Source organism: Mesorhizobium sp. M0715, from assembly GCF_040320355.1.
GTDB lineage: Bacteria > Pseudomonadota > Alphaproteobacteria > Rhizobiales > Rhizobiaceae > Mesorhizobium.
Map to the genome: position 1 here is coordinate 113,971 of NZ_JAMYPL010000018.1, position 25,219 is coordinate 139,189.

Here is a 25,219-nt window from a genome sequence, read left to right on the forward strand (position 1 = left end):
CATAGCGATAGCGGGCGGTGACAGACCCGAATCGCCGACATGTTCGGTGTAAACGGGGTGCCCTAAGATGGGTCTAGGCAGGATCTGAGCCGCTCCCGATGCATCGGATGCATAGATCATAGATCGGCAACTTCGCGATCTCCGCAGCCATAGTCTTGAGCGTGACCTCGCCATAGGTGTCGGCAACCGTCCGTGGTGCCTGTCCCTGAATCGCATCTAGAATCCGAGGTGGAATTCCAGCTTCCATGCCAATTGTTTTGAAGCGATGACGCCAGCCGTGGTTGGGCGCCACGTTCGGATCTGGCACAAAGGTGCGCCCGAACTCGGCGAGCCGGTTTTTCAAGCCGCGCAAAGCTCCCCGGACATTCTCCGACGGATCTACATTCAAGAAGAGGTGGCCGTCATCAGCCCTTTCTACAAAGGCCGGGAATCCAAGGGCGATCACCTGCTGATGAAGGGGTACCTCGCGGGCTTCGTTGGTTTTGACCGTTCCAGCCTCAGGGGTAATGCGAATCACCCAAACGTCGCCGCGCGAGGTTACATCCTGCTTTCGCAACTGGGCCAATTCGCCTACGCGAGCTCCTGTGAACGCACACAACCATGGTATCCAATGCTTTGCCGCAAATGTCTTCGGATTTTCCTGCCCTCGCCGATGAGATAGCGCGCCAGAAAGAATCGTTTTGGCCTCTTCATCTGAAAAGCCCTTCGATCTATGGCGAGCAGGTTTTCCTACCTTTAAGGTCACACCGGTAGCCGGGTTATGACCAACGAGTCCGTTTGCGACCCCCCAGCCGAACACGACTTTCAGAGCCGAGAGATTGCTATCCTTAACCGTCTTGGCGGAAATCATCTTTCCGGTTTTCGGCGACGGTGTGCTCAGTCGATGGTCTTTGAACGCAATGACATCCTTGGCCGTGACATTTGATGCATCATTGTGTTTGAGAAACCGAGCAAGGTAGGCAAAAGCGTCCCTGTAGCTTTCATACGTACTCGGTTTTCTGCCTGCTGCTTTGCTTTCCTTCCACCAACCATCCACGAGTCCAGTCAAAGTCGCTGCGTCGGAGCTCTGCTTTGCAGCCGCCGTCTTCGGCGACCGACCGTCAGCTGGCTGGGCATTTGCCGAACGATGAATCCGCCCGGGCTCCTCTTCTGCTTCAAACTCTCCGCGTTCAAGCCTTTGCAGCGTCAAGCTAGCTCGCTGCAGAGCGGCCCCTACTGCACGTGCAGTCTTGTGGACGCTCCACGGATCGTCACTGTAGCCATTGTCGGCAAGGATGGCCTCAGCCCTGCTAATGCATCCGGCCCTCATCGATTTCCAAAAGATATTCTCGATTGGCATTGTCCCCGGGATGGGATCAGCGACGCCTTCCACTCCAGCAACAGGATCGGTTGATGGCAACGGGTACTTTTTCCACATCCCCTGATACAGATCGGTGTGCCAGTGGAGTTGTTCGCTCGGATTGTCATAGAATTTTGCAAGCCATTCGTCGTGCACGGCCGTGGAAAGAAGGTGCGCCTCCCGGTCCGTGATGAGGCGCGGTGTGAGCGCATCTGCACCGGCAGCGGAAGGACGACCCGAGTCGGTTCCATAGACCGAGCGATTTCCGAGCCGAAGCTGCGCCCATTCGTGTTCAAACTCCGCGAGGACCTCTGCGTACTTTCGCTTTGCCTCTTCGGGGTCCTTCGTACCGAGCGTCTTGTTGACCTCTCGGCGGCCGGTCAATACGGCAATGTCGGCAGGCATCCGCTTTCGGAACCAGTAAACGCCGGTCTTGCGATGTTTTGTTGGACGGCTCATAGCTAGGACCATGTGTAACACCTGTGTGTAGCACTCGGGTAGCCCTAAGCATTTAATTTTGCTGGTTTTTCAGCTGTATCAACACCTTAAGAAGGTGATGGTGCCCAGAGGCGGAATCCAAGTGAAGAAAATCCCGTTTTCCTTTCAGAGACTTATACGAAGGCTAGTCGCATCTGCTACCAACAGAAATACCAACAAAATATTTCTGTGGATTGGTTCGGTTCCTGCTATTTCTCTCAATGGCTCGCACCTGCACCTTGTCTCTTCCGGTTCGGTCTAGATCCTTCTTGGGTTATTTATCATCATGCAGGGGGTCGAGTGAAGACCACGGCTGCCCAAGACCACTCAATGAGAACGGATGCCCGCTTGCGGCCCAAATGCGCCTGATGTCGGTCGTTCATTCGCTGTGCAAATGGTCCCAAAAGCCGCCGTCGGTTAAGCTAACCCGCTACGTCGCGCCTTACTTGCACGCCCTACTTTCAAGCGCTCTTCGTACTCCTTCCAAGCCATATAGTCTTCCTCGTTGTCAAAATCGGGCTGTGAGAAATCGGTGAGTTCATCGCAGCTTAAACAGTGAAACATCTGCGATGCGTCCTGAAAGTGCATGCCGCACAAGCAGCCACAAAACGGGCAGCACTCTTCAAGCTCGAGGTTGCTCCAGTCCCAGACGCCGAGATATTCAGGTACGCCGTCACGATCGTGACCGACGACTTCAAAGGCATCTGCATTCTTTTCGACGAAACCCTTGATGCCCGCGCGTTTCAGATCCTCGAGAATGTCGGCGGGTTGAAGGTAGAACCACTCTCTGGCGCTACTCCCTCCATGCCGGCCAATGTTATGCGCTGCATATTTCTCGTGGAGCCGCCTTTCCGTTTCGGCCTCATTCTCCGCTTCGATCCACCCCACTACCTTTAGCGGGCGCGAGTTGCCGGTCTGTAAGGCACCTCGACGACCTCTAAGGTTCGTCGCGCGACCGATCTTCATCCGCCAATCGGCGTTATTCTCCTCGAGGATGAAATAAATGGGCATCGCTAATCGCCTCCCATGTCAAACAAGCTACGCGGCTCTTACGCACTCACATGTCAGACGTTAAGGTAGAATTTTCGTGCGCCCCGAAAATCGGCGGGGTATGCCCATCCTCTATCCGGCCGCCGCGCTTCACCATTCAATAGGCCGGACTGCAGGGGTCAGCGTGTAGGGTGTGCGCAGATATTGCATCCTGACTGCGAGATCCAACGATTTTTAGTATTCCCGAAACGTCGCTGGCGGGCCGGGGAATGAGTTATGACTACGATGAGCGTAAGTGGTTTTTTGAACGCCGTACTGACAAGACGATAATTAGTAAACGTATTCCTGGAATGGCTCCCGGCCAGCATCTGCGTATCGCTACACACATGGTAGAAGGAGAGGCCGGCCTCGTATTTGGAACGATAAAGGACGAAGTCGTCCTCCGCCGAACGCCGGCCGGAAGATACGAGCTAAAGGCCACGTTCCTTGAGGACGATCGATCGATCTCATCGCTGACTATTCAGAAACATCTTAGTCGGACAGGACCGCACGATAAGCAGCATTTCACGCTGGTCGGGCCGGAGATCAACACGCTGATCGGGTTCCTCGCAGGCCTTGTGACCATACCGCTCGACGACGCGTCAAAGGTTCACGTATCGGATGATGTGGTGCGCGACCTGGTGCTTAACCAGGCGCAAGCACGTCGCATCTTCGAGAAGAATTCCGACGTTTTCCTCGAACTGGCCCAGAACGTGGAAGTGGCAAGAGATTTGGTTGCACTCGGATATCGCCGAAAGCAGCTCGCTCACTTCGATCGACTGCTTAACGACAACGCATTCTTCTCCGCAGAACGGCAACGGCTCGGGTGCCGACCGGAAGACGTGTGGCAACGCTTCTTCGAGGCCAACACATGGATATTTCGGTACGGCCTGTCGTACCAGCTTCTTTCTTAGCTTAACGAGAGGAAACTGGAACAGATTGTGCGCGGTAACACGCTTGATGGCGCTGGAAAACGCGTCGATGGATTAATGAAGACCCGCGCATTATCGGTTCACTGTGTTTTGTGGAGATCAAGCGGCACGACACGCCGCTTCTGGCTTCTTCGCGCTATCGCCCGGATACTTGGCAGCCTTCGTCCTTTTGACGCCCAGCTCCGCGGACGGCGACCCGACCGGTGAAGCGCTATCAACATCGAGCCGCGATCCTGTCTCGTCATCGGTTCGCTGGCCGAATTCAATTTGATCGTGGGACGAATCTCCCGAAGTTTCGCTCATTCGAGCTTCACCGGCGCCACACCAATCGCCCAGAAATTGTCACGTTCGATGAGTTGTTGGAGCGCGCGAGGTTCATCGTGGAACATGGTCCAGAGCAGATGGATCAAGGTTGATTGTCAACAGGGATGCTGCGTGTAGTGCAGGCCTCCGCTCACCGCGCTTGACTACCCATAATCCGACCTACCCGTGGTCGCCTGCTGACGCGCAACTTTTGGCTGTTAGAAGCCGACACGCCAGCTCAGGCCCACCCCATCGCGTTGCGAATGTCTCGGATACTTCAAACCAGCTGCCGTCATTGCCTGCACCATGGTTCTCGCCCATGCAGGAACATTCGCAATCGTGCCCAGTTGCGTTGAGGCAAGCAGGGGAACATTTCTCCTGCTCGCGGTACGGCTGAATAATGTAAACGCTGCGGTAGCGTACAAGCGCGCGATCGACGAAATCATTTAGCCAGGCTTTCGGCAAGTCCCAGCAACGCAGCTCCTCGATCCATTCCGGGCGATGCCGGCGTTCATTGCGCAGCCACTTGCGATTGCCTTCTCCGTAGGGCAACCGCACCCGTAATTTCTCGCCCTTACCGATGCGTCGCAAGATGACCGGGATGGCTTCTTGATTCCACACCCGCTTCAGCTGCGCGTCGTCTAACAAAAGGTCCATGTCATCTTTCCCCGAGCGGCCGTTATAGTACGCGTTCGTTGTGCCGCAAGCGAGGTCGCGCTGGCTGGCCTTGCGCCTTGCAGGAACGCGATGCGGTCGTCGAGCGCTGGCCTCGCGAGGAGGTCGCGCCGACCTATGGCCGCGTGAGGGCCGATCCAAGCTGCGGCATCGCTGCCGCTGACGCGCTCGCGGACCATGTGAAACCGCGCGAAGTCATCCTTTTGCCCGAGACCCGACACCCTCATTGCCGAATGCGGTGCAGCCGAAAAAGCTTCTCGAAGAAATCCGTGATCCTCGCCTCGGCACCGCTACCGACCAGTTCATTCGCGCCGAACCGGTAGACCTCATATCCTGCAAGGCGCAGTTCACGGTCAGCCGACACCATGTCGGCATAGACATTCAATGATGGGAGGTCGTTTTCCGAGAAATGGTGCTTGCCATCGACCTCGATCACGATGCGTTGACGGTTGCGAAGTAACATAAGGAAGTCCATGCGCTGACGCGGCAGAGGCAGTCGATGACGCAGGGTCTTCACCACTGCAGGGTCATAGTGAAGATAGACTTGCGGCAGGAGTGCGGGCAACTCCTCGCCGAGGGCGGAGCGATAGGACTTGAAGTAGGTCGCGAAAAGCTTGCGTTCCGCGCCCGAGGCCAGCGATTCCTGAAGGCGCGCCCCGAGTTTTGCGGCATCTGCTCCCGGCGCAACCTCGCCCCACCAGGCGACGAGCTCCGACCACAGAAGTCCGCTCGCGCCGATCGGCCGGTCGTAAACAAGGCAGCTCTCTTCGCCGGACAGTATGACGATGTCGTTGTTGATCGCATCCGCGAAGCCGATCTCCGGCTTTGGTCCCCGCGAGGCAAAGATCAGGTTCTTCGGCCTGCCACCGACCCCGCGCACAACAGAGCGAAAACTGAAGAGCGGATGACCGGAGATTTCGCCATCCTGGGCCAGCTCATATCCATCCCGCGAAAGGACCTTGTTCAGGGCAGCGACCGTCTTCGCCTGCTCATCGCCAGATCGGGAAAGGGGGTGAACAGCCTGTTCGAGCAAAGCGCCGAACCTGGCCCTTGAACAATCGAAGGCCCCGATCTTTCCAAAAAGGTCTTCCACCGACCAGTCGCCGGGATGTTGATCCATGTGCCGGATGATCTGGTCGCGCAAGCTCGGGCCCTTGCTTCCGAAGAAGGCTTCAAATGGAGAGGAAAGCGGGAAGTAGACCTCGATCACTTCAACGGTGCTGCGCTCGCCAGCGAGATCGTCGCCGAGGATCCGCGCAACGTCTCGCCGTGTGATCTGCGTCAACGGCGGCTCGGCCGCCTCGAGCACCTTGCGGCCCGCTTCATCGAGCGGGATGTCATCGCGGGCCGCAGCGAATTTGAGCGCCAGCTGAGCCAACTCTTCCTGCGTGAGCTTCTCGAGCGCAGCTTCGACACGCTGCCGCTTCGAGTAGCCCTCCGGAGCTGGCACGACCAGCCCGGCGATCCGTTCCGGCTCTTCGCTCAATTGCGTGTGGCCCATCCCGTGCAGAAGCCCGAAGACAAGCCCGTAGAGGTCATCCGCCACGCCCCGTCCCCTTCAGGATAACGCGCACGAATGCAAACATCCGCGTAAACAGGTAATCGACATGATCCGGAGAGATCAGCACCTCCTGCGTCGTCTCGGAATGACGAATGCGGAAGCTGTTCCCGATCGTCGTCAGCTCGGCAGCCTCCCGGCCAAGAGCGTTCCGGAACCCAGAGTCCTGAGTGGCGACGCGGTCCAGCAGCGCATCGGCCTGGGCGCGCTTATTGGCGCCGGGTTCCAGCGTCTTCAGCCGTTCAAAAGCATCCCACAGCTTCTCCAGCGCGTCCTGCCGGTCCTCGGGCTTTGGCGAGAGAAACCGTTGCCGAGCGGCTTCGAGCAGCCGGTCGGTTTCCGCATCGCCCGTCTGAAACATCGCCCAACCGAGCGCATTGGCGATCGGCTGGGGGAGGAGGCGGCGAGCCTGCCCGATCGGTGTTAGCTCATAAGCGACCGCGTTGCGACGAAACAGGAGATTCACGTCCGCCACAAATCGCGTGAGGCCAGCATCGCGGTTCCAGCTCAAGTGATGGTGGCCGAAGTAGGAGTGATAACTGCCCTTGATCGGTTCGCCCACGGCGCTGGCGCAAAACTCGAGCAGATCGAGGATCACCGGCGTATCGGGCACTTCGTTTGCGGAGAGCGGCCACAGAATCCACGGCACCTCGGCGCCCAGCACCCGGCTGAAGGCCTGAGCATCACATCCGTACGGACCGTTGCCGTCGGGACACTGTTCCGGAAAGCGCAGGCCAAACGAGCCGTCGCCGATCCTCGTCTGGATCAAGCTGTAAAGGCCAGCCCACAGACGCGCATCAATAACGTAAATGGTTGCGGGACGTGCTCCGTATTCCCGATCGGTAAAATAGGTCGACACCCTTTCCCCCATCATCGCTTCTCAGCACGGTTCTCCTCCTGGCAATGTCTGCGCATCGCTTGATCGGCGTCTCGAAGGCTCCGCGTGGTCCAGCAGCAGGCCGCTCCCCACCTCAGGAGGAAATTGCGAGGCGGTATTGTTAATTAACAGCAGTTGGAGTCAGCAGATCATTACGCTCTGCTCTCGATCTACAAAGGATGCGCATGTTTCACAAGCGGACAGGAAGCGCGGCGCGTGATGAAAGGCTTCAGCTTTGAATTCCAACCGGCCACCCGTAGAGAAACAGCGGCGTTGAGCATTAACGGGCCTGCCCGAACGGCTGATTTTCCCCAAAGGCTGTCGTCGATAGATCGATGGGGTCGCCTGCCGACGGGCATCTATCGGCTGGGCACGTCCTATAACCGGACAGTCCACTTGCGGCCCCAATCATACCGCCCCCACGGCCAGGGCATGGCATGCTGGACGGAAAGTCACTCTCGTTTGCCTCCAGCCGATTGCGATGTTGCCACTGTTTGGCTCTCGGTTCGGTGCTCGTGCAAATTTGCAGCGGCTATTTTCGCTCTGTTTCCTGACGGACGTCGTCGACCACCACGACTGATTGGTCAGTTCTCGTGCGCAACCAACCCCTCCGCCGCTCGTTGGTTCGTTGCTTTGCGAGAATCTCCCCTTGGCCGTTCAATGCCGTCGACCTCGATACGCAAGTTCGACTATGACCGTAACAACAGGGTACTCTCGGTTTGGTTTGTCGCCAGCGGGAAGCACTACGAGTTCTCGGACGTACCGCCTGAGATCTTTACCGCGTTCAAATCTGCCTTCGCCAAAGGCCGTTATTTCAACGAGCACATCCGCAATCACTTCCGGCACCGCTTAGTCGGACCTGCGAGTTTCAAGGATTAGGGGCTTCTCGCCGCTGCGCGAGGCGCTAAATCGCCTGCAGGCCGAGCGGCTGGTGACGGCGGAATCGCTGCGCGGTTTTCGCGTGGTGCCACTCTCTCTCGACGAGTTGCGCGATGCTATGTCGGTGCGCATGATGGTCGAGACGCAGGCGCTGCGCGCTGCGATCCGCAATGACGACGATGCCTGGGCGACGGGGATCGTCTCGTCGCTCTACGCCCTCAACGTCCAGGCTGGACGCACCGGACCTGAGGCTGACATCTGGACTCTCGAGGCGAGGCATTACGCGTTCCACCGCGCCCTGTTGGCGGCGTGCAAATTGCCGTGGACGTTGGAATTCGCTTCGACCGCCTCCACGCGGCGACGGAGCGCTACCGCATCCCGATCCTTTTGGCCGCCTCGCACCCGGCCGGCCGCGACGTGCAAGCCGAACACAGCGCCCTAAGAAGAACTGGCTTAATCTTCTCGACGTGATTTCAAACCCCAGCGCATCCAGCACAAACTGTATCGATCGGAGCAAAGGCGGCGCCGCCTTTATCCAGTGATGGCTTACCGTGGTTGCCGCCTCTGGCGCATCTGCAAACGGATGAAGGGGCGTGTGGTGAGCAATACGGTGTCCTCTCGATCGACTGACAATGCAGACCTCGATAGGCTCGAAGGCGAGGCCCGTTTGGCCGAAGCTAGAGCCAAGTTGCTCACGGCGGAACATGTAACGCAGGATGGCAACAAAAAGACATGGTGGAAGGATGGGCAACTCAACCTGTTAATCATTGGTGGTATCGTGACGATCATGGGCAATCTCGGGGTTGCCGCCTACAACGGTTATGAAACGCGCTCTGAAGATAGATTGAAGGCCGTTAACGATCTCGACTTGCAGCGTGAAACGGCAAAGTCAGACCTGCTGTTAAGTGCCATGCGGACCAACGATTCGAAGGCGGCGCAACAGAACAACCTGTTTTTTATTGATTCTGGACTTATTGCAGACCCGGGCGACAAATTGAAAAAAGCAGTCACGAAGTACTTTCCGGTTTTGCCTGCCCCCAGCGGTGCTGTGCCATCCTTCCTCGGCCCTTCTGACTACGCGCAAGCCTTCTGGCAGGTTTCCCTAGACGCCAGCCAGATGTCCATGATCGACAACGAAGCCAACAAGATCACGGCCGGGCGCCAGACATTCGAAACCGTAGCCAAAGCAACCCATGCCCCTTGGTACGTCGTGGGCGTTGTATGGATGTTGGAGACCGGAGGCGATTTCAGCACTCACCTTCACAACGGCGATCCGCTCACGGCCCAAACAGTTCATGTCCCCGCCGGACGACCGCTCCAGGGGCAGCCTCCGTTTACGTGGGAGGCAAGCGCGATCGACGCGATCAAGCTTTACAAATTGGACAACGCTGACACGCTCGACCTAGGCGACATGCTAGATCGGCTCGAGGGATACAATGGCTATGGCTACCGTCGCCATCAGGTGTCGTCGCCGTTCCTTTGGGCTTTCACGAGTGGCTACGCTGGTGGATCGTACGTGGCAGACGGCGTCTTTGCGTCAGATGTGAAATGGGCAAGACCGGGAGCCGTTGCCTTGCTGCGCCGTCTCCAGGATCGCAGAGCGATTAACTTGAAGGGGACAAACTAGACTGGCTAGCTGCTTCGCGCCGCTTATCCACACCGACATCAGCTTCGCGAGACAGTGTATTGGGCCTGTTGTCCTATTTGCATAGGGGCTGATTGAAATTGGCGGGTGGGATTACCGGCGTATGCGTGTTGTAGAGCCGGACTGACGAGATGGAAGAAGAAGCAAAGATGACGACCGGCCAGATTTGCATCGATGGAAACCACTCCCGTGGTGCTCATCAATCACCTTGCATGTTGCGCTGACATTGGGCCGCGCGGCCGACCTGTTTCAGGACAACGCCTGACGAGCAGGTATCGGTCTAGCCATCTTTCAGAATTTCGCCCCGATGGGACCTCTATGGTACCGAGGATCATCAGAAACGCAGATGCGGCACCCGATCGAAGTAGCAAGCCGAATATTACCCGAAAAAGCCTAAGCGAACGCGGATACCATGCTTTAAGAAAATTTGACTTGTGCATGACCCGTCGCTGTCAAATCGAGCAATTGCTGTTATCAGAGTGTAGGCTAGGAAGATCGCGATCGGGGGAGGCGATGCCAACTGTAATTGTACCCGGCGCCAGCACTGAGGTTCGAACTCGGGTAGAGTCCCTCTTGGCCTCCCTCTTTGAGCAGGCATTAGGAATTGAGAGTCTAATCCTCAGCCCGATATGCGCCCACGTCCTGCTCGAATGCGCGAGGTATTTGCCGGAGAAGGTCAGAGAACGCGAAATACTTTCCACGTCGACTGTATTTTTGACAACCCTCCTTATGGCCCGCAGGCTTGCCACTACTGTTTCTGACGATGCCGAACGGTTGAGCGACGAGTTCGATCAATTACGCCGTTGGGGCGAGCTCGTTCGGGGGGGCTTCTCCAGTCGCCTCGACGCCGCGGCCGAGAGTTTCTTTCAAAAAATCCCTGTACCGGACATTGAGTTGTTCAGGGGGATCGCGCCGGCAACTAGCCTCGTGGGCGTCCGCCTTGGTCCCGGGTTGACACATGTCTTCCAGGCCTGCGGCAGCAAGCGAGAAGTAAGGCTAACGGATATCGTCCTGCGAAGTCTCGATGACCCGGAAGCTCGCCTGCCGACGCGTATCGAAGAATGGCAGTTGGGTGCCCTGGTGAGGGGGATGAAGGGAGTCGCGAAGACTAAGGCGGGGCGCATCCCAAGGATGGTCAGGGAGGCAGATGACAAAGAGTTGTCGCTTTTCGTTCAAGATTACGCAGAAGCTCTGGCAACAATCCTGCGCAGCGCTGAGGACGAATTCACTTTTGCCCTCTTTGGGCCATGGGGCAGCGGAAAGACCACGCTCACGCGGCTGCTGAAGCCTTTGCTAGAATCCCCGGAAGACTTCGTCACACAGACTGGAGCACCCCAACAACCGTTTGCTAAGCTGCGCTACGAGGTCGTAGGCCACAATGCCTGGAAGTACCGTCAGGCGCCTGAAGCATGGGTGTACCTCTACAAGAGCCTCGTCGAGCGTGCGGGGGCCAGCCTGCGCAGTTTCGATAGGATGGCTCTGGCGGCCAGAGCGTCCCATTTTCGCTATGGGCCATGGCCGCTCGTCGGCGCGCTGATGTCGCTCGCCCTATTGGCGATCCCTCTCAGCGCAACTTTGCAACTCGCAGCTGTACTGGGAGCCCTGATCGGGACAGGCGCGCTCGCTCACATGGCCGTAATCGCTCCCAAGGTGCAAACCAAGGTCAGAGCCATTTTCGCGAAGAACGCCAGGCTGAGCACTGGGCCGGAGCGGCTCGGTATGCTGGCACTGGTCGGGGAGGACGTGAAAGCGTTGCTGTCGGCTTGGACGAAGAAACCGCCCGACGTTCCGTCGGAGGGTGACGGAAGGAGCGAGTTTCCATCGACCAACGGGCAGAGGCGGTCCGTGCGGACCACGCTGGTGTTCCCCCTACTGATATTGGCAGCCGTGGCAATTGGCTGGGCCTACGGTCTGTGCACATCGCCCCAGCCCCGAGAGGGTGGCTTTCTCATCCGGAGCCTTGAGGCGATCGCCCAAATCCTCGACGGCGGCGTTGGCGAAGGATTGCATAATGAAACCGTGGGGCCCAAAAGCGCGCACAACCAGAAATCCGAAGAGCGTGCGGCAACCAATCCGGAAAACTGGATACTCTTGGCCTGGATTGGACTTGTCTTGGTCACCATCCTGGGCCCCTGGTGGATTTCCGCGCCCGGACCAGACCGTGTGCTGTTGATCGTCGACGACCTAGACCGATGCAGCCCAGACGACATGCTGACTGTAATTGAGAACATGAAATTGTTGGTCGACGACCCGGTTCTCAGGAACAGATTGCAAGTGCTGATGCTGGTCGACGAACGGGTTCTGGCGTTTGCTATTGCCAAGCACTACACGGACATGATCGACGAACGCGCCGCCGACATTGTCGGAGCTAGTGCCGCTAACGCCAGGCTGATTGCGAAGCAAGAGATCGTTGCCGAGCAGAACGAAAAGCTGTTTGCCTGCCACGTCCGCTTCCCGGCGCTGAGTGATCGCGACGTAGCGGCCTTAGCCGTGAAGCTTTCCTCGCGCGAGCTTGAGGAAAGCGAAGAGCAGGAAAAGCAGGACGCGGAAGGGCGGCGAATTGACGAGCTGCAAAGGGCGGAAAGGGTTCTGCAAAATGCGGTAGCCGCCAAAGCCAGTGCGAAGTCGACCATCGAACTTGTGCGTGAAGGGCAGAAACGACCATTTGTCGATATCGATGCACCATCCTCAAAGCCGGTGCCAAAGCACTTGCGGGATCTGGGATTGGCGGATGCCTTCTTTCCCCCATCGGAGCAAGAAAAGACCGTCAGGATGCGACAGAACGCAGCGGCCGAGGAGTTTAACCGCAAGCTCGAAGCCCTGTCGGCTGAAGAGCGACTTGCCCAGAACCCAGACGTGATCAAGCGCTACGATCAGACCGTCGCGATGGAGGAGCAGGCCCGAGCGGACCTGGAACGGGTTCGGAAACGATCGGCTCAGGCCGAAACCATTCAGGCAGACGCGCCGACGTTTCCCTTCAACGAGGGCGATGTCCGCTTCACAAAGGATGAGGTCGGCGAGCTGGGGCAACTTGTGCCAGGCTACTTCCGAGCGATCAACAGGCGCCCGTCACCACGTGCTATCCGCAACCTGCTCTTCAAGATCCAGCTCTTCCGTTTGTTGCTGCAGGTCCGCACGCCGAATCTGCCATTGGAAAGTCTCTCGATTGTTAGCATCTTGGACGCGTTCAAGCAGGCGGCGCAGATCGAGCCGACGGCAACGCAAGACGAAGAGACCGTCTCGATCGCGAGCCAGGTAATCTAATGCGACAATACCGCAGATCCCGTGCTCGCGGCCGTGCCTCCCGCCACTAACGACCCATCAGCCGAACCGGACGGCTTGCGCTTCCGTGCCCGTGCTGCGGCGGACGCATGATCATCATCGCGATGTTCGAACGGGGAGGCAGTTGCTCAGACCGCCACACCATTTTGTGATGCGATCTTTCAAAGAACGGCAAGTTGAAGCGCCATAGCCGACGCCTCCCGCGAGATTCTGACCTTCCTATGCATTGCACCCACAGGTGAAGAGACCGTCGAGATGGATCTTTCGTTCAGAAGAAAACTGCCATGCGAACCACCGAACGTGATCGACCGCCTTCCGGCTGGTTTGTGGTCGACGTGATGCGCCGCGAAGCCCGGAAGTGGGACTGGACGGCGCTTATGACCGATACGCATCCTGATGACGATCTAGAAGCTCGGATCTTTGCGAAGCAGTGCTGGGTCCGCATTCCCGGCAAGCACCGAAACCGAGATGAGGCTTGGGATATGTTCGAGGCGATGTCAGCCACGCGGCACTGACTGACTTTCATTCCGCAGAAGAGAAACGAACAGCCCGCTGCCGCTGGTGGCGGTGTTTCATGTCGCCTTTCATGTCGCGCACCATTAAAAACCGTTGAAAACCAAGGATACTCAGTTGCAACATGAAACGCGGACATTTCTGCATTTGAGGATACGTTAAGATGCTAAATTCACTACAGAAAGAAGTTGTGATCAGAGGCAAATGAGGAAATATGTCTGTGCCTTCAGGTGTTACCACTCTCAAAGAAACCAAGAAATACAACAATATATTTCTGTGGCTTATTTCATTCCTCCCGGAATGTCCGACTGATTTGGTCCGACAGCGGCTTCACAAAATAGGAAAGCGCCGTACGCTCGCCCGTCTGGACCATCGCTTCGGCCGGCATGCCGGGCACGAGCGTCAGGTCCTTGAGCTTCGTCAGTTCCGCATGCGGAACCGATAGACGCACCAGGTAATACGAAATGCCGTTTTTTTCGTCCGTCGCCAGATCGGCTGCGATCCGGCTGACATATCCGTTCAATTCCGGCGTGGTTCTCAGATTGAAGGCTGACATCCGCAGCACGGCCTTGTGACCAAGCTGGATTTGGTCGATGTCCTTCGGGGTGATCCGTACTTCCAGCGCAAGATCGTCGCCTTTCGGCACGATTAGCATGATCGGATCGGCGGGCGTAATCACTCCGCCGACCGTATGAACTGCGAGTTGTTGAATGGTGCCTGACTGCGGCGCGACGATATCGATCCGTCGCAGTTCCTGTTCAGCCGCCACCTTGCGCTCACCATACTCCCCGATCTGCGCCTGAACCTCTCTGAGCTCCTGGCCGACTTCGGTCTTGAAATCCTGATCGATCTGCGGGATCTGCAGGCGCGTTTCGGCTATGCGGGCTGCTGTCTGTGCCTGATGTGCGATCTTCTCACCGCGTTCACCACCGAAAGTGGCAACCTGGATCTTCAGGCTGTTCAACCGTTGGTCCGAGACAATGCCTTGGTCGCGCAGCCCACTCAGAACAGCAATTTCCTTTAGGAGAACCTCGATCCTTTTTTCACAGGCAATTTCCTGCGCCTCGAATCCTTCGATCTCGTGGTGATATTGAGTAATGTGTTCCGCCAGTTGCGCCTGCTTTCCGTCGCGGGATTGTCTGCGGAATTCGAACAGCAGCGTCTCGCTATGTATTGCCGAAGCTACGTCCGGAACATCTCTTCGGGCGAGCAGCCAGTCCGGGAAGGCGATCTCCGCGAGATCGTCACGTTCAGCATCGAGTCTTGCCTGGTAGGCGGCGAGCTCATCGAGCCGCTTGGTGACTATGGCGAGATTGGCGCGCGTCTGGGTGGCATCGAGCCGCATGAGGATGTCGCCGGCTTTCACTTTATCGCCTTCGCGCACCAGGATTTCTCCCACCACCCCGCCGGTCGGGTGCTGCACCTTCTTGACATAGGAATCGACGACAAAGTGTCCGGACGCGACAACCGCACCGGAGAGATTCGTGAAGGCCGCCCAGGCTCCGGCTCCTCCCACAAAGATTACGCTCGCCAGAAGGCCCGCCACCAGGTGGCGGCGAATGGAGCTGGAAACGTCATTGTTCTGATGAATGCCGGACACCGGGATCCTCCATGTCAGCGCGCTCTCCCACGTGATCCTGTGTAGACTCGATGGCGTTGACGCCAGCGCCTCGTGCCATCGCTGTCCCCTTCAGGACTTTGGAAAGCGCTTCATCACGCGCACCGAATGCTCGCTGCCGTCCACCTTCCATCACCAACACCAAATCCACGGCGCGGATGGCGCTGGGCCGATGGGCGACGACAACCGCAATGCCCTTGCGCTCGCGCACGGAGGCGATCGCCTTAATGACCGCAGCCTCGCCTTCCGAATCGAGATTGGCATTGGGTTCATCCAGCACAACAAGGAAAGGGTCTCGATAAAGAGCACGGGCAAGACCGATACGCTGGCGCTGCCCGGCGGAAAGTGCCGATCCGGCGTCACCGATCCGAGTTTCGTAGCCGTGCTCAAATCGGAGGATCAGTTCGTGCGTGCCCGCTGCTTTCGCCGCGGCGACAATAGCCTCAGGGTCAGGATTATCTTCAAAACGAGCGATGTTTTCGGCAATGGTGCCGTCGAACAGTTCAACACCTTGCGGCAGATAGCCGATATGACGGCCTAGTGCTTCCCGGTCCCATTGATCGAGGCTTGCGCTGTCGATGCGAACTTTTCCGGCGACCGGCGCCCATGCGCCGACGATGGCGCGCGAGAGTGTCGACTTGCCCGAGCCCGATGCACCGATGATCCCGAGTGCGCTTCCCGCCTGAATGGCAAACGCAAGGCCGGTCACGGTCGGCTTCCTTGCGCCGGGCGGAACGATTGTCACGCCTTCGAGGCGCAGTTCGCGTTCAGGTGCAGGCATTGGCATAACGGCAGCGGATTCAGGAACCTTTTCCAGGAGTTCCTCCAGCCGCGCCCAACCCTGGCGCGCCATGAGGAAAGGTTTCCAGCTTGAAATGGCCAGATCGACCGGAGCCAGCGCGCGCCCCATCATGATCGAACTGGCAATCATAACCCCGGCCGTAGCCTCCTGTCTGATGACAAGGTACGCGCCGACGGCAAGAATGGCCGATTGCAGCAGCACGCGCAGCGATTTTGAAATGGCACCCAGCCCACCTGCCACGTCCCCAGCTTTCCGGTTGGCGGCCAGAAACTTGGCATTGGCCTTTTGCCATCGGGCAGCGATCCGCTTTCCAAGACCGAGAGCTTGCACGACCTCGGCATTGCAACGCGCTGCTTGCAGCAGACCATTGCGTGCCATGTTGTGGGAAACGGTATCGCTTATCGGCCGTTGCGAGAGAGTGTTGGCAAGGAGTGTCAGAGATGTGAGGCCGACCGCCCCGATAAGTGCCGTCATGCCGATCCAGAAATGAAGGAGGAAGCAAATGCCAAGATAAAGCAGCATCCATGGCAGATCGAAGAACGCTGTCGGACCGTTTCCACCTAAGAAGCCGCGAACATTGTCGAGATCGCGAAGCGGCTGTAAGCCGTCGCCCGGCATGCGCGTTGAAAGCGGAAGGCGAACGATCGCATTGTGAACGCGTCCGGAAAACTCTCCATCGAAACGCTCGCCAATCCGCAGCAGCACGCGGGCGCGCAAAATGTCGAGCAAGCATTGGAACGCATAAAGCCCCGCAGCAAGCACGACGAGCCCCACCAGCGTCGATACGCTGCCACTTGCCAGAACGCGGTCATAGACTTGAAGCATGAACAGCGGCGAGATCAGCGCAAGCACGTTGACCACGCCGCTGATCAACAGAATTCCCCAAATAGCGGAAGTCAGAGGGAAAGGTCTCAAAGCTGAATCCTTCAAGGAATGGTTACTCACGTAGGTATCCGTGAGGATCTGGCGACCCAGCTCCCTATATTGCTCCCCGAGCGGCAACCGACTCGCTGATTCAGGATCAGTGCTCCCGCCGAATATGTTTGGTTTGGCATCTAATGGAGCGGGTCAACAACAACACCGTCCGGCTGAAGGTTTGGAAGGGATTCATCGTGGCCGGCCGCAAGGGCCCGAACAGACGCCTTCAGGGAGATTTCGGTGTACGACCAGCGCGACGTGCAGGGCTTCGTCAAGCTGTACACGCTGCGACTGCTCCCGGCGCCCCGGCCCATCGCAAGTAGCGGAGACGGAAAGCGCCCGCCCAGGGGGCGGGGCGCTGTTCCGTATCGTTTTTCTGGATCAAACGAAGGTGAAGTCCGACGCGGTCAGGCCTAGGTCGGCCACGGTGACCACACCGCCCAGGTGGGCGAACTCGTGCGCGCTGCCGTCGGCGGTGACATAGGCCAGAGTTGCGACTCTGTCGGTGTAGCTGCTTTGGTAGACAATGATGTCGCCGGCGTGCTCGCCGGAGATCGCACTCGCTGCCTCATTAGCAGAGTTGAAAGATTCGCCAGTGATTACCACGACATGTTCGCCGTTCGCACCCGAGGCCGCGCCACTGTAGAAGCTGCTCACCGGGTAGCCGGACTGTATGCTGGCGTTGTTGACGAAGTTCGCGCCAAAACCGTCGTTGTAGAGGCCCACCGCATCGAAGGCGAACTTGTCCTCCGCCGGGTTGAAATCGGTGATAGTGGTAATGTCCGGCTTCGACCCGACACTCGGATCGACCCCAGGCACCGGATTGTGGAACTGGAACACGAACGTGTCATTGTCGGTGCCCCCGGTCAACGTATCCTGGCCGTCACCCACGTAGAGGACATCCTGGCCGGGACCGCCGCTGAGCCTGTCATTGTCCTCACCGGAGACGCGCGCGTTGAAGCGGCCGTTGTCGCCGGAGAGATCGTCCCAGCCATCTCCGCCGAAGATGCGGTCGTTACCCTCGCCGCCAAGGGCTCGGTCACTGCCCGGGCCAGCCGAGATCTCGTCGTTGCCGCCACGACCGTCAATCCAGTCACCGCCCTGGAAACCCTCCATCCAATCTTCACCCTTGGTGCCGAGGAGTGTTTCGGCATCCGGGCTACCCTCGATAATGTTTGCCATCGAAAAATACTCCTAATGATGCACCCTGCCTGACGCGTTCATATTGCTCATCGGGTAATTAGAGAAATCGATTGCTTGGATAGACACACATTTACGAAATGGATGCATTCACGTTCACTTCGCCCTTCCGCTGAGCAGTAGCGGGCTCGCAGGCGGCGGGGACGCGCCCAGACGATCGACCCGAACATTCACACTCAAGCGGACGAGGTAACCGGCCGCCCTGGTTGGGCCCAAACCTCTCTCTGTTTGCTCGACGCCGGCATACCCGCACCGTAAGCGCTGGACGTGGACAAGTTCCGGTGGCGGCGGGTACGGCGCGGCTCAGCGATGAATGGGGGCCGGAGACGGTTCCTTCCCCGACACGCATGCTGCTACCGCGCAACAAGGGGAGGGCAATTTGCCGCCAATGGTCTCGTGATAGCGCCTTTCGCCGACAGGCTGTCGAAGTTGACCGAAGCCGAGCTGAAACGACAACTGACGGGTCCTCACAGCTGCGTTACGCATTCGCTCACCGTCAAGCCGGCCTCGGAAGAACAGGCATAGGGCTGTGTTGCCGAGTATCTCGCCAGCACTGCCCATTGCGAGCAATGGAACATTAGGGAGCGCGTTCGCGCGAGCCGAGAGTTCAAGGATCTCGGAACGACAGCTTCCGCACGTCGGCCGCACGGGCTCTACGCGACGCGGCCTACGCCAAGCTAACAGAATTACTTTCATTACTCGTGGAATGCCCGACTGATTTGGTCCGACAGCGGCTTCACAAAATAGGAAAGCGCCCTAGGCTCGCCCGTCTGGACCATCGCTTCGGCCGGCATGCCGGGCACGAGCGTCAGGTCCTTGAGCTTCGTCAGTTCCGCATGCGGAACCGATAGACGCACCAGGTAATACGAAATGCCGTTTTTTTCGTCCGTCGCCAGATCGGCTGCGATCCGGCTGACATATCCGTTCAATTCCGGCGTGGTTCTCAGATTGAAGGCTGACATCCGCAGCACGGCCTTGTGACCAAGCTGCATTTGGTCGATGTCCTTCGGGGTGATCCGTACTTCCAGCGCAAGATCGTCGCCTTCCGGCACGATTATCATGATCGGATCGGCGGGCGTAATCACTCCGCCGAGCGTATGAACTGCGAGTTGTTGAATGGTGCCTGACTGCGGCGCGACGATATCGATCCGTCGCAGTTCCTGTTCAGCCGCCACCTTGCGCTCACCATACTCCCCGACCTGCGCCTCGCTGGACGAGGACAAGTTCCGCTGGCCGCGGGTGGAGAACGGCGTGATCCGGCTTGCCGCGCCCAACTGATGGCGCTCGTCGAAGGCATGGACTGGCGCGCTTAAGCCGAACGGAGACGGCGTCCGACGTCGGCCGGATAGGCCGTGGCGAAGTGACTCAGGCGCAAAAGGCGGGCCTCTGGCCGTGCAAAATAAGCTTTTGTCGGCGTCATGTAGAGAAGCGCTTTGGCCCGTCTCCACGAAATCGTTCCGCTCAAGGCGATATTCGTCCCCATGGCGGCGGAGAAGGCCGAACTGCAACAACTCCGGAGCGAACACTCAAGGCCGAGATCGTCCGGATGGCGACACTCAACGAGCGTGCCCAGGAGAGGCTCGCCGACCTTCAGGGATCGTCAAGCAGCTGGAGCGCGGCGCTTCGGTCGCAGCTCCGAGAAGCTCGAACGTGCCCAGCAGGCCTTCGCCTCCGAATCCAGACCGGGCTCGGCGCGATTGAGTCCGAACTCGAGGCCGCAAGGCCGCAAGACCGACAGGCGAGCCGCGACGTGCTGCGCGACCGCGCAAGGCGTTCCCGGTGCATCTGGAGCGGGTCGAGATCGTCATCCGGCTCGACCCATGGGGGAAGAAGCGCTCCCGCAGCCAATCGTCCAGTCCGTCAAACGCCGTCGGCCGCAGGGGCTTGCGAAACGGAACAGTCCCGCCCTCGCTTAGATGCCGATGCACGGTGTTGCGCGCGCACCCGAATTCCTTCGCCCGTCGGTTCCCCGCCAACCTCATGCCGCCGCAGCATCGCTGCCACCTCTTCAGGCTGAAGGATCTGCTCTCCCTGCATCGTTCTCGACAATGCAGGAATCGCCCAATCCCAATCGCCATCCATGCCTCCTCTCATAACCGAGGGGTCAGTTTCTCAATTCGGCCGACAACTCTGAGACGTCCGGTGCTATTAGGCAGGGCAATCATACGAGATGCCTCCTGCAACATCATTTCCCGCATCCATAGGCTTGCCGGATCATTATTGTGAAGCGCAGGCCATTGGACGGCCTCCGTGAATGCGGCAGGAAGTGGCGGCGGAAGTTCGACAATCCGCAAGGGTGTTGATTTCGCGAAATGCTGCGCCAGCCGCAACGGCATGGTCCCGATGCGGCTGGTGCCTGATAGAAGGGGCGGGATCATGCTAAAGCCGTGTACGACGACCTCGATACGTCTCTCGAAACCGTTCTCGAGCAAATACCATTCCTCGATGGAGGGCTGCCGGGTGTCCCCGAATTTAAGCACAACCTGCCCCATCGACAAGTATCGGTCGAATGTAAGTGGCTCTGACAGCTGCTTGTTCGTGCCGCAGCCTACGCATACGAGCATATCTTCGAACAGGGCTGCGCGAGGATGTTTCGACATGAACACTTCCGGCATAATCAGAAAATCAACGTCGCCGCGCCGGAGAAGCTCCTCGGGGTCGTCGGAAATAGGCAGACATTCGAAGCGGACGGCGGGAGCTTCCCGCGCAGCACGCTTTACGATTTTCTTAAAAAATACGAGTGTGAGGTAATCGGAAAGGATGATGCGGAAGCGACGATCCGATCCGACCGGGTTAAAGGGGTCCCAGGAAATAATCGACAGCTGGATGTGCAGCAATGCCTCCCGGACTGCTGTGGCGAGCCCCTCCGCGCGCGGTGTCAAAATGAGTTCGCGGCCGTTCATCGTAAATAGCTCATCGCTGAAATAGGCGCGTAACCGACCGACGGCGGCGCTCATGGCCGGCTGACTCAGGTTAATACTGCGGGCTGCGGCGGTGACTTTACGCTCCCTGATCAAAGCGTCCAGCACAACGAGGAGATTTAGATCGAGTCCCTTAAAACGCATGCATTGACCTATCCGACGCGTGGATGGGTATCGCCCAAACAATCAATTTCACGAATGGTGAGAGCGTCAACGCATCAGCCGACGACGAAACAGAGCAACCGATAGGAAGAACGGCAAAACCGTGTATATGCAAAGCGCGCCGATATGCAGGCCCATGCTGCCGGCGGGACGGCCAAGCATCGCCGGACGAATGAGGTCAATTGCGTGTGCGAGCGGCAACAAGGAGGCGACGTCCTGAAAAGCGCCGGGCAATTGGTTGACCGGAAACATCGCGCCGCAAAGGAACAGCATGGGTGTTATAACAAGCGTATTATAAAATATGAAATATTCATAACTGGGCGCAAGCGCCGTGACGACCATCGCTAGACTCGCGAAGGCGAGGCCACTGAGAGCGATGACTGGCAGCAAGCAGAGGATGGATGGCCACGATGCGTAGCCTAGCGTGGTCGCAACAATAGTGATTGCTGTGCCCGCCATCAGGGCCTTGGTGGCTGCCCACGCCAATTCGCCGAGTAAGATATCGCCGAGCGTCAGCTGAGTGCATAGCATTCCTTCCCAGGTGCGCTGGTCGCCCATGCGGCCGAAACTCCCGTAAACCGTTTCAGCGGTCGCCGATGCCATCGCGCTTGTGGCAACCATGCCAGCCGCGAGAAACGCAATGTACGAAGTGCCCTCAACAGGACCTATCATTGTTCCGATTCCAAAGCCGAGACCGAACAGATAGATCATCGGATCGGCGAGGTTGCCGAGCACCGATGCAAGCCCGATTTTCTTCCATCCAAGATAGTTGCGGCGCCAAACCGCGACCCAATTCCACGCATTGGCGGGCATGCCCGCCGCATAACGTTCGCCCATTGTTCAGTCCTCCATCTCGCGCCCGGTTAGCCGCAAAAACACATCCTCGAGATTGGGAGGACGCTGCAGAAGGCGTAGACCCGCGCGCCCGCGTAGCTGCGCCAGCACCTGCTCCGGATCGGGTGCATAGCAAAAAAGCGTCTCACCGCTCACCTCAATGCGCTGTGCGTACGGCCGGATCAGCGCACCCAGTTCATGCGGATTGCCGCCGTAGACCTCGACCACGTCACAGCCGATCTGCTCGTCAATGAGTGCGGACGGGCGGCCTTCGGCGATCTTGCGCCCCTCCTCCATAACGCACAGCCGATCGCACAGCCGCTCGGCCTCTTCCATGAAATGGGTAGTCAAAAGAATAGTCTTGCCCCGCGCCAGCAGCGATCGCAGCCGTTCCCAGATCAGGTGGCGGGCCTGCGGATCGAGGCCGGTGGTCGGCTCGTCCATCACCAGCAAGTGCGGGTCATTGATCAGCGCACGCGCGAGCGTCAGGCGCCGCTTCATGCCGCCGGACAGTTCGGCGACGCGCGCATCCGCTTTGTTCTCGAGGCGGGCGAACTCAAGCAGCGATGGTATGACCGCATCGATCTGGCGTCTGCTCATCCGGAAGTAGCGCCCGAACACCAACAGGTTCTCGCGTACAGTGAACGCGGTATCAAGATTGTCGAACTGCGGGACCACGCCGATGCGCATACGTGCCAAACGCGCGCGCGCCGGCACTGGAACGCCGAGCACAGTAATCTTCCCCGCATCGGGCGATGTCATGCCGAGGACCATACGCGCAATCGTGCTTTTGCCCGCGCCGTTCGGTCCCAAGAGCCCGAAGCATTCCCCCGCCGCAACGCGGAACGACAGTCTGTCGACAACGAGCTTGTCATAAGTTTTGCTTACGTCAGTAAGATCGATCGCTACCATGGACATGGGTTCATTTTACCGAGAGGGACGCCAAGACTGGCGGTTGCTTGGTTGCCTGCCGGACCTGAAACTGTGACTCGTCTTCGCCATCCCAGCCGTCGATAACGAACTGATCGACATCACAAGGATTTAGCCCCTGTTCCGGTAAAGCGGCGACAATTGCGTCAAGATTATCGATGGCTGGGTAACGCGGATCGTTGTGCCGCTTTTCCTGGTCAACGCAGAAGACGAGCCGTCCATCCTCGACCAGGGCGATCGCCCCATCATGGGTCAGCTTGGTACCACAGATGCGCATAGTGTCTCCAGGTTAACGGCGATAGATTCGATTCATCAGGAAGCGGAAAGCGGGTTCCGGAAACGGACGAGCAAGCAGTCTTCGTTGACCGACTCGCCCCGACACTCAAGACGCTCTACCTCGATCAACGTTTCGTTCAGCATGGCGATGACCGGCTCAGCACCAGCGGCGTGGCCCCACCGACGGCAATTAGCATCCCTTGCCGATCCGAAGATCAGATGCCCGCCTGGCGCAAGCACCCGCACCAGGTTTTTGACGGCCGCGCGCATCTCGGCTATGTCTTCGAGATAGTAGAGGACCTCCGCCACAACGATCAGGTCAAACAACTCGTCGGTCGAAAACTGTTGAACATCGGAGACTATCCAGTTGATGCGCGACGGCTCGTTTATCCGTTGACGTGCTCGAGCAATCGCTTGCGCCACGACATCGATGACCGTGAGCCCTTGGCAGTAGGGGGCTAGTTTTTCCGTGAATGCGCCGGCAGCGCACCCGACTTCGAGGGCATTTGAAATGGAGCCTTGGGCAAGCGCCAGCTGGAGCATTTGCGTGTGGCGCTTCCGCTCGAACGGATTGCCGTCGAGAAGCCACGGATCGTCTGCGGCCAATTCCCGATCAAGCAACTGATGATTCACGTTCTGGGTCAAACTCGTGCACCTCTCGTCCACTAGGTAATTAGCGATCACTCGTCGCCGCAAATGTTGCCCGACAGCACTAATTCCGAAGAATCCCGCGCAAGATTGAGCCTGCGAAGCGGAGCCGCATGCGGCGAGAATTCTGCCCTGCTGGAACCAGTGATCGGAGTTTGGGTGGGGGCCTGTTTTCCCCCAGTGTCCGATGTAGCGACAGCAGAGCCTCGCGACAGCCAATCGCTATTGCTCAATGTACACAGCGCGTAGGCTTTCAACGGAAGCAAGAGAAAGATGTTGATGAACGTGTGCAGCGAAAAGCCCAGAAATCGAAACTGTCGGGCACGAAATGCTACCACGCTGCATCGGAGCATGGTCATGGACACAATCATCAGTCCTGTCCACCAAGGCACAGAGCCTGTCAGTGCGAAATGTGCGAGGCCCGTTAATACCGATACGGCGAGGAGTAGCGCGCCGAGATTCTGTCCGACCACGTCCAACGTGAGATAGCTATTTAGGCTGGGCAGCAAGCGCAGCCCAAGCAGCGTGTCCCGGAATGTGCTTCGTGCCCAACGGAGTTGTTGGCGCAGATACGGTCCGAGTCTGTTCGGGACGACTGTGGCCGCGATGGCGCTCGGAACGTACTCGGTTCGAAAGCCTGCTTTCAGCATCAGGATAGTAAGATGGCGATCCTCACCGAAGTCGCTTGGCTTGCCCCGAAAAAACTGCGACTCGTACTGGTCCAGTAACAAAAGGAGCGCAGACCGGCGGTACATGGCACATGGGCCGCAACAGCACATAACGGCACCGAAGCGAGCCTGCGCCGCGCGCTCCTCGTTGCAAGCCAGCCAGTACTCCATGTCTATCAGCCTGGTCAGCCAGCTCTCGGTCCGGTTACTGGCCGTCAACTGACCCATGACTGCGCCGACCGCTGAATCTCGCATCTTCGGTACAAGCTTGGCAATGACGTCGGACGCGAGTAACGTGTCTGAATCAACGTTAAGCACCAGATCCCCTGATGAGCGGCGTATCGCGGCGATCTGCGCCTTGCGCTTTCCAACATTCTCGGGAAGCAAAATGATGTCGAACCTAGGGTCGCGCGCGTAGGTTTCGTGGACAGTTCCTAAGGCTTCGCGATTTCCAGAACCGTCATCAACCACATAGACCCGAATTCTTCCGGCGTATTCTTGGTCGGCAATGGAAGCCAGGCACTCTGAAAGCGTGCGCGGATCCTCGTTGAAGCAGGGGACGATGACATCCACGCTGGGCAGTTGATCGGAGCCGACGAGAACCTCCAACGCCGATGAGTCGTTTGTCGGCAGAGCATAAAGCCCCTGCATGCTCTTATAAGCAGTCGAGAGCAGCGCATAAAGCGATATGGCCACAGTGCTGGTTGTACCAAGAAGAGTCATGGGATCTCGT

The 25,219-nt window shown here is 58.3% G+C and carries 19 protein-coding genes and 2 pseudogenes; 6 read left to right on the forward strand and 15 right to left on the reverse strand.

Annotated elements, in window-relative coordinates; genetic code table 11:
* Positions 1 to 73 precede the first annotated feature (73 nt).
* Positions 74 to 1,798 (reverse strand): DUF6538 domain-containing protein, encoded by a 1,725-nt coding sequence (locus tag NKI21_RS21125; RefSeq protein ID WP_352867134.1) that lies wholly within the window; start codon positions 1,796 to 1,798, stop codon positions 74 to 76.
* Between the two features lie 435 nt (positions 1,799 to 2,233).
* Entirely contained in the window at positions 2,234 to 2,827 is a 594-nt protein-coding gene (locus NKI21_RS21130; protein ID WP_352441447.1) for a GIY-YIG nuclease family protein, read from the reverse strand.
* Between the two features lie 248 nt (positions 2,828 to 3,075).
* Here NKI21_RS21130 and NKI21_RS21135 point away from each other — a divergent pair, with 248 nt between their 5' ends.
* A complete protein-coding gene (locus NKI21_RS21135; protein ID WP_352441446.1) occupies positions 3,076 to 3,759 on the forward strand; it encodes a hypothetical protein in 684 nt (227 codons plus the stop codon).
* Positions 3,760 to 4,260: 501 nt separating this feature from the next.
* On the opposite strand, the gene NKI21_RS21140 is transcribed toward NKI21_RS21135, so the two are convergent.
* From NKI21_RS21140 to NKI21_RS21150, 3 genes are all read right to left on the reverse strand, one after another.
* Complete coding sequence (locus NKI21_RS21140; RefSeq protein ID WP_352441445.1) at positions 4,261 to 4,737, reverse strand: hypothetical protein; 477 nt, start codon at positions 4,735 to 4,737, stop codon at positions 4,261 to 4,263.
* Between the two features lie 241 nt (positions 4,738 to 4,978).
* A complete protein-coding gene (locus NKI21_RS21145; protein WP_352867139.1) occupies positions 4,979 to 6,301 on the reverse strand; it encodes an AbiJ-related protein in 1,323 nt (440 codons plus the stop codon).
* Positions 6,291 to 7,172, reverse strand: coding sequence for a hypothetical protein (locus tag NKI21_RS21150; protein WP_352441443.1), 882 nt, complete (start codon positions 7,170 to 7,172; stop codon positions 6,291 to 6,293). Before NKI21_RS21150 ends, NKI21_RS21145 begins: the two co-directional genes overlap by 11 nt.
* 678 nt (positions 7,173 to 7,850) lie before the next feature.
* Between NKI21_RS21150 and NKI21_RS21155 the strand changes: the two genes are divergently transcribed.
* From NKI21_RS21155 to NKI21_RS21175, 5 genes are all read left to right on the forward strand, one after another.
* Complete coding sequence (locus tag NKI21_RS21155; RefSeq protein WP_352867159.1) at positions 7,851 to 8,069, forward strand: KTSC domain-containing protein; 219 nt, start codon at positions 7,851 to 7,853, stop codon at positions 8,067 to 8,069.
* A gap of 52 nt (positions 8,070 to 8,121) precedes the next feature.
* The gene (locus NKI21_RS21160; RefSeq protein ID WP_352581817.1) at positions 8,122 to 8,511 is read left to right on the forward strand and encodes an FCD domain-containing protein; all 390 of its coding nucleotides are present in this window, start codon (positions 8,122 to 8,124) and stop codon (positions 8,509 to 8,511) included.
* A 156-nt stretch (positions 8,512 to 8,667) separates the two neighbouring features.
* The gene (locus tag NKI21_RS21165; RefSeq protein ID WP_352867142.1) at positions 8,668 to 9,696 is read left to right on the forward strand and encodes a hypothetical protein; all 1,029 of its coding nucleotides are present in this window, start codon (positions 8,668 to 8,670) and stop codon (positions 9,694 to 9,696) included.
* Between the two features lie 681 nt (positions 9,697 to 10,377).
* Positions 10,378 to 12,978: a P-loop NTPase fold protein gene (locus NKI21_RS21170; protein ID WP_352867144.1), complete on the forward strand. Its 2,601-nt coding sequence runs from the start codon at positions 10,378 to 10,380 to the stop codon at positions 12,976 to 12,978.
* A gap of 302 nt (positions 12,979 to 13,280) precedes the next feature.
* A complete protein-coding gene (locus NKI21_RS21175; protein WP_023736267.1) occupies positions 13,281 to 13,511 on the forward strand; it encodes a hypothetical protein in 231 nt (76 codons plus the stop codon).
* Between the two features lie 284 nt (positions 13,512 to 13,795).
* On the opposite strand, the gene NKI21_RS21180 is transcribed toward NKI21_RS21175, so the two are convergent.
* The 10 genes and pseudogenes from NKI21_RS21180 to nodC all read right to left on the reverse strand — a co-directional run bounded on the left by NKI21_RS21180 (position 13,796) and on the right by nodC (position 25,209).
* Complete coding sequence (locus NKI21_RS21180) at positions 13,796 to 15,109, reverse strand: HlyD family type I secretion periplasmic adaptor subunit (RefSeq protein ID WP_352441440.1); 1,314 nt, start codon at positions 15,107 to 15,109, stop codon at positions 13,796 to 13,798.
* A complete protein-coding gene (locus tag NKI21_RS21185) occupies positions 15,084 to 16,859 on the reverse strand; it encodes a type I secretion system permease/ATPase (RefSeq protein WP_352581876.1) in 1,776 nt (591 codons plus the stop codon). The genes NKI21_RS21180 and NKI21_RS21185 overlap by 26 nt, the downstream gene beginning before the upstream one ends.
* A 369-nt stretch (positions 16,860 to 17,228) precedes the next feature.
* The gene (locus tag NKI21_RS21190; RefSeq protein WP_023766920.1) at positions 17,229 to 18,029 is read right to left on the reverse strand and encodes a calcium-binding protein; all 801 of its coding nucleotides are present in this window, start codon (positions 18,027 to 18,029) and stop codon (positions 17,229 to 17,231) included.
* 713 nt (positions 18,030 to 18,742) lie between these two features.
* Positions 18,743 to 19,255: pseudogene (locus NKI21_RS21195) on the reverse strand (beta-barrel domain-containing protein); the annotation flags it as partial.
* Positions 19,256 to 20,137: 882 nt separating this feature from the next.
* A complete protein-coding gene (locus tag NKI21_RS21205; RefSeq protein WP_352867148.1) occupies positions 20,138 to 21,112 on the reverse strand; it encodes a LysR family transcriptional regulator in 975 nt (324 codons plus the stop codon).
* Between the two features lie 66 nt (positions 21,113 to 21,178).
* Positions 21,179 to 21,967, reverse strand: coding sequence for an ABC transporter permease (locus NKI21_RS21210; protein ID WP_023736275.1), 789 nt, complete (start codon positions 21,965 to 21,967; stop codon positions 21,179 to 21,181).
* A gap of 3 nt (positions 21,968 to 21,970) precedes the next feature.
* The gene (gene nodI, locus NKI21_RS21215) at positions 21,971 to 22,882 is read right to left on the reverse strand and encodes a nodulation factor ABC transporter ATP-binding protein NodI (RefSeq protein WP_023736276.1); all 912 of its coding nucleotides are present in this window, start codon (positions 22,880 to 22,882) and stop codon (positions 21,971 to 21,973) included.
* Between the two features lie 43 nt (positions 22,883 to 22,925).
* Positions 22,926 to 23,171, reverse strand: a pseudogene (locus NKI21_RS21220) (carbamoyltransferase N-terminal domain-containing protein); the annotation flags it as partial.
* Between the two features lie 35 nt (positions 23,172 to 23,206).
* Positions 23,207 to 23,815 (reverse strand): nodulation methyltransferase NodS, encoded by a 609-nt coding sequence (nodS, locus tag NKI21_RS21225; protein ID WP_023770905.1) that lies wholly within the window; start codon positions 23,813 to 23,815, stop codon positions 23,207 to 23,209.
* Between the two features lie 35 nt (positions 23,816 to 23,850).
* Entirely contained in the window at positions 23,851 to 25,209 is a 1,359-nt protein-coding gene (gene nodC / locus NKI21_RS21230; RefSeq protein WP_352867151.1) for a chitooligosaccharide synthase NodC, read from the reverse strand.
* Between the last annotated feature and the right edge of the window lie 10 nt (positions 25,210 to 25,219).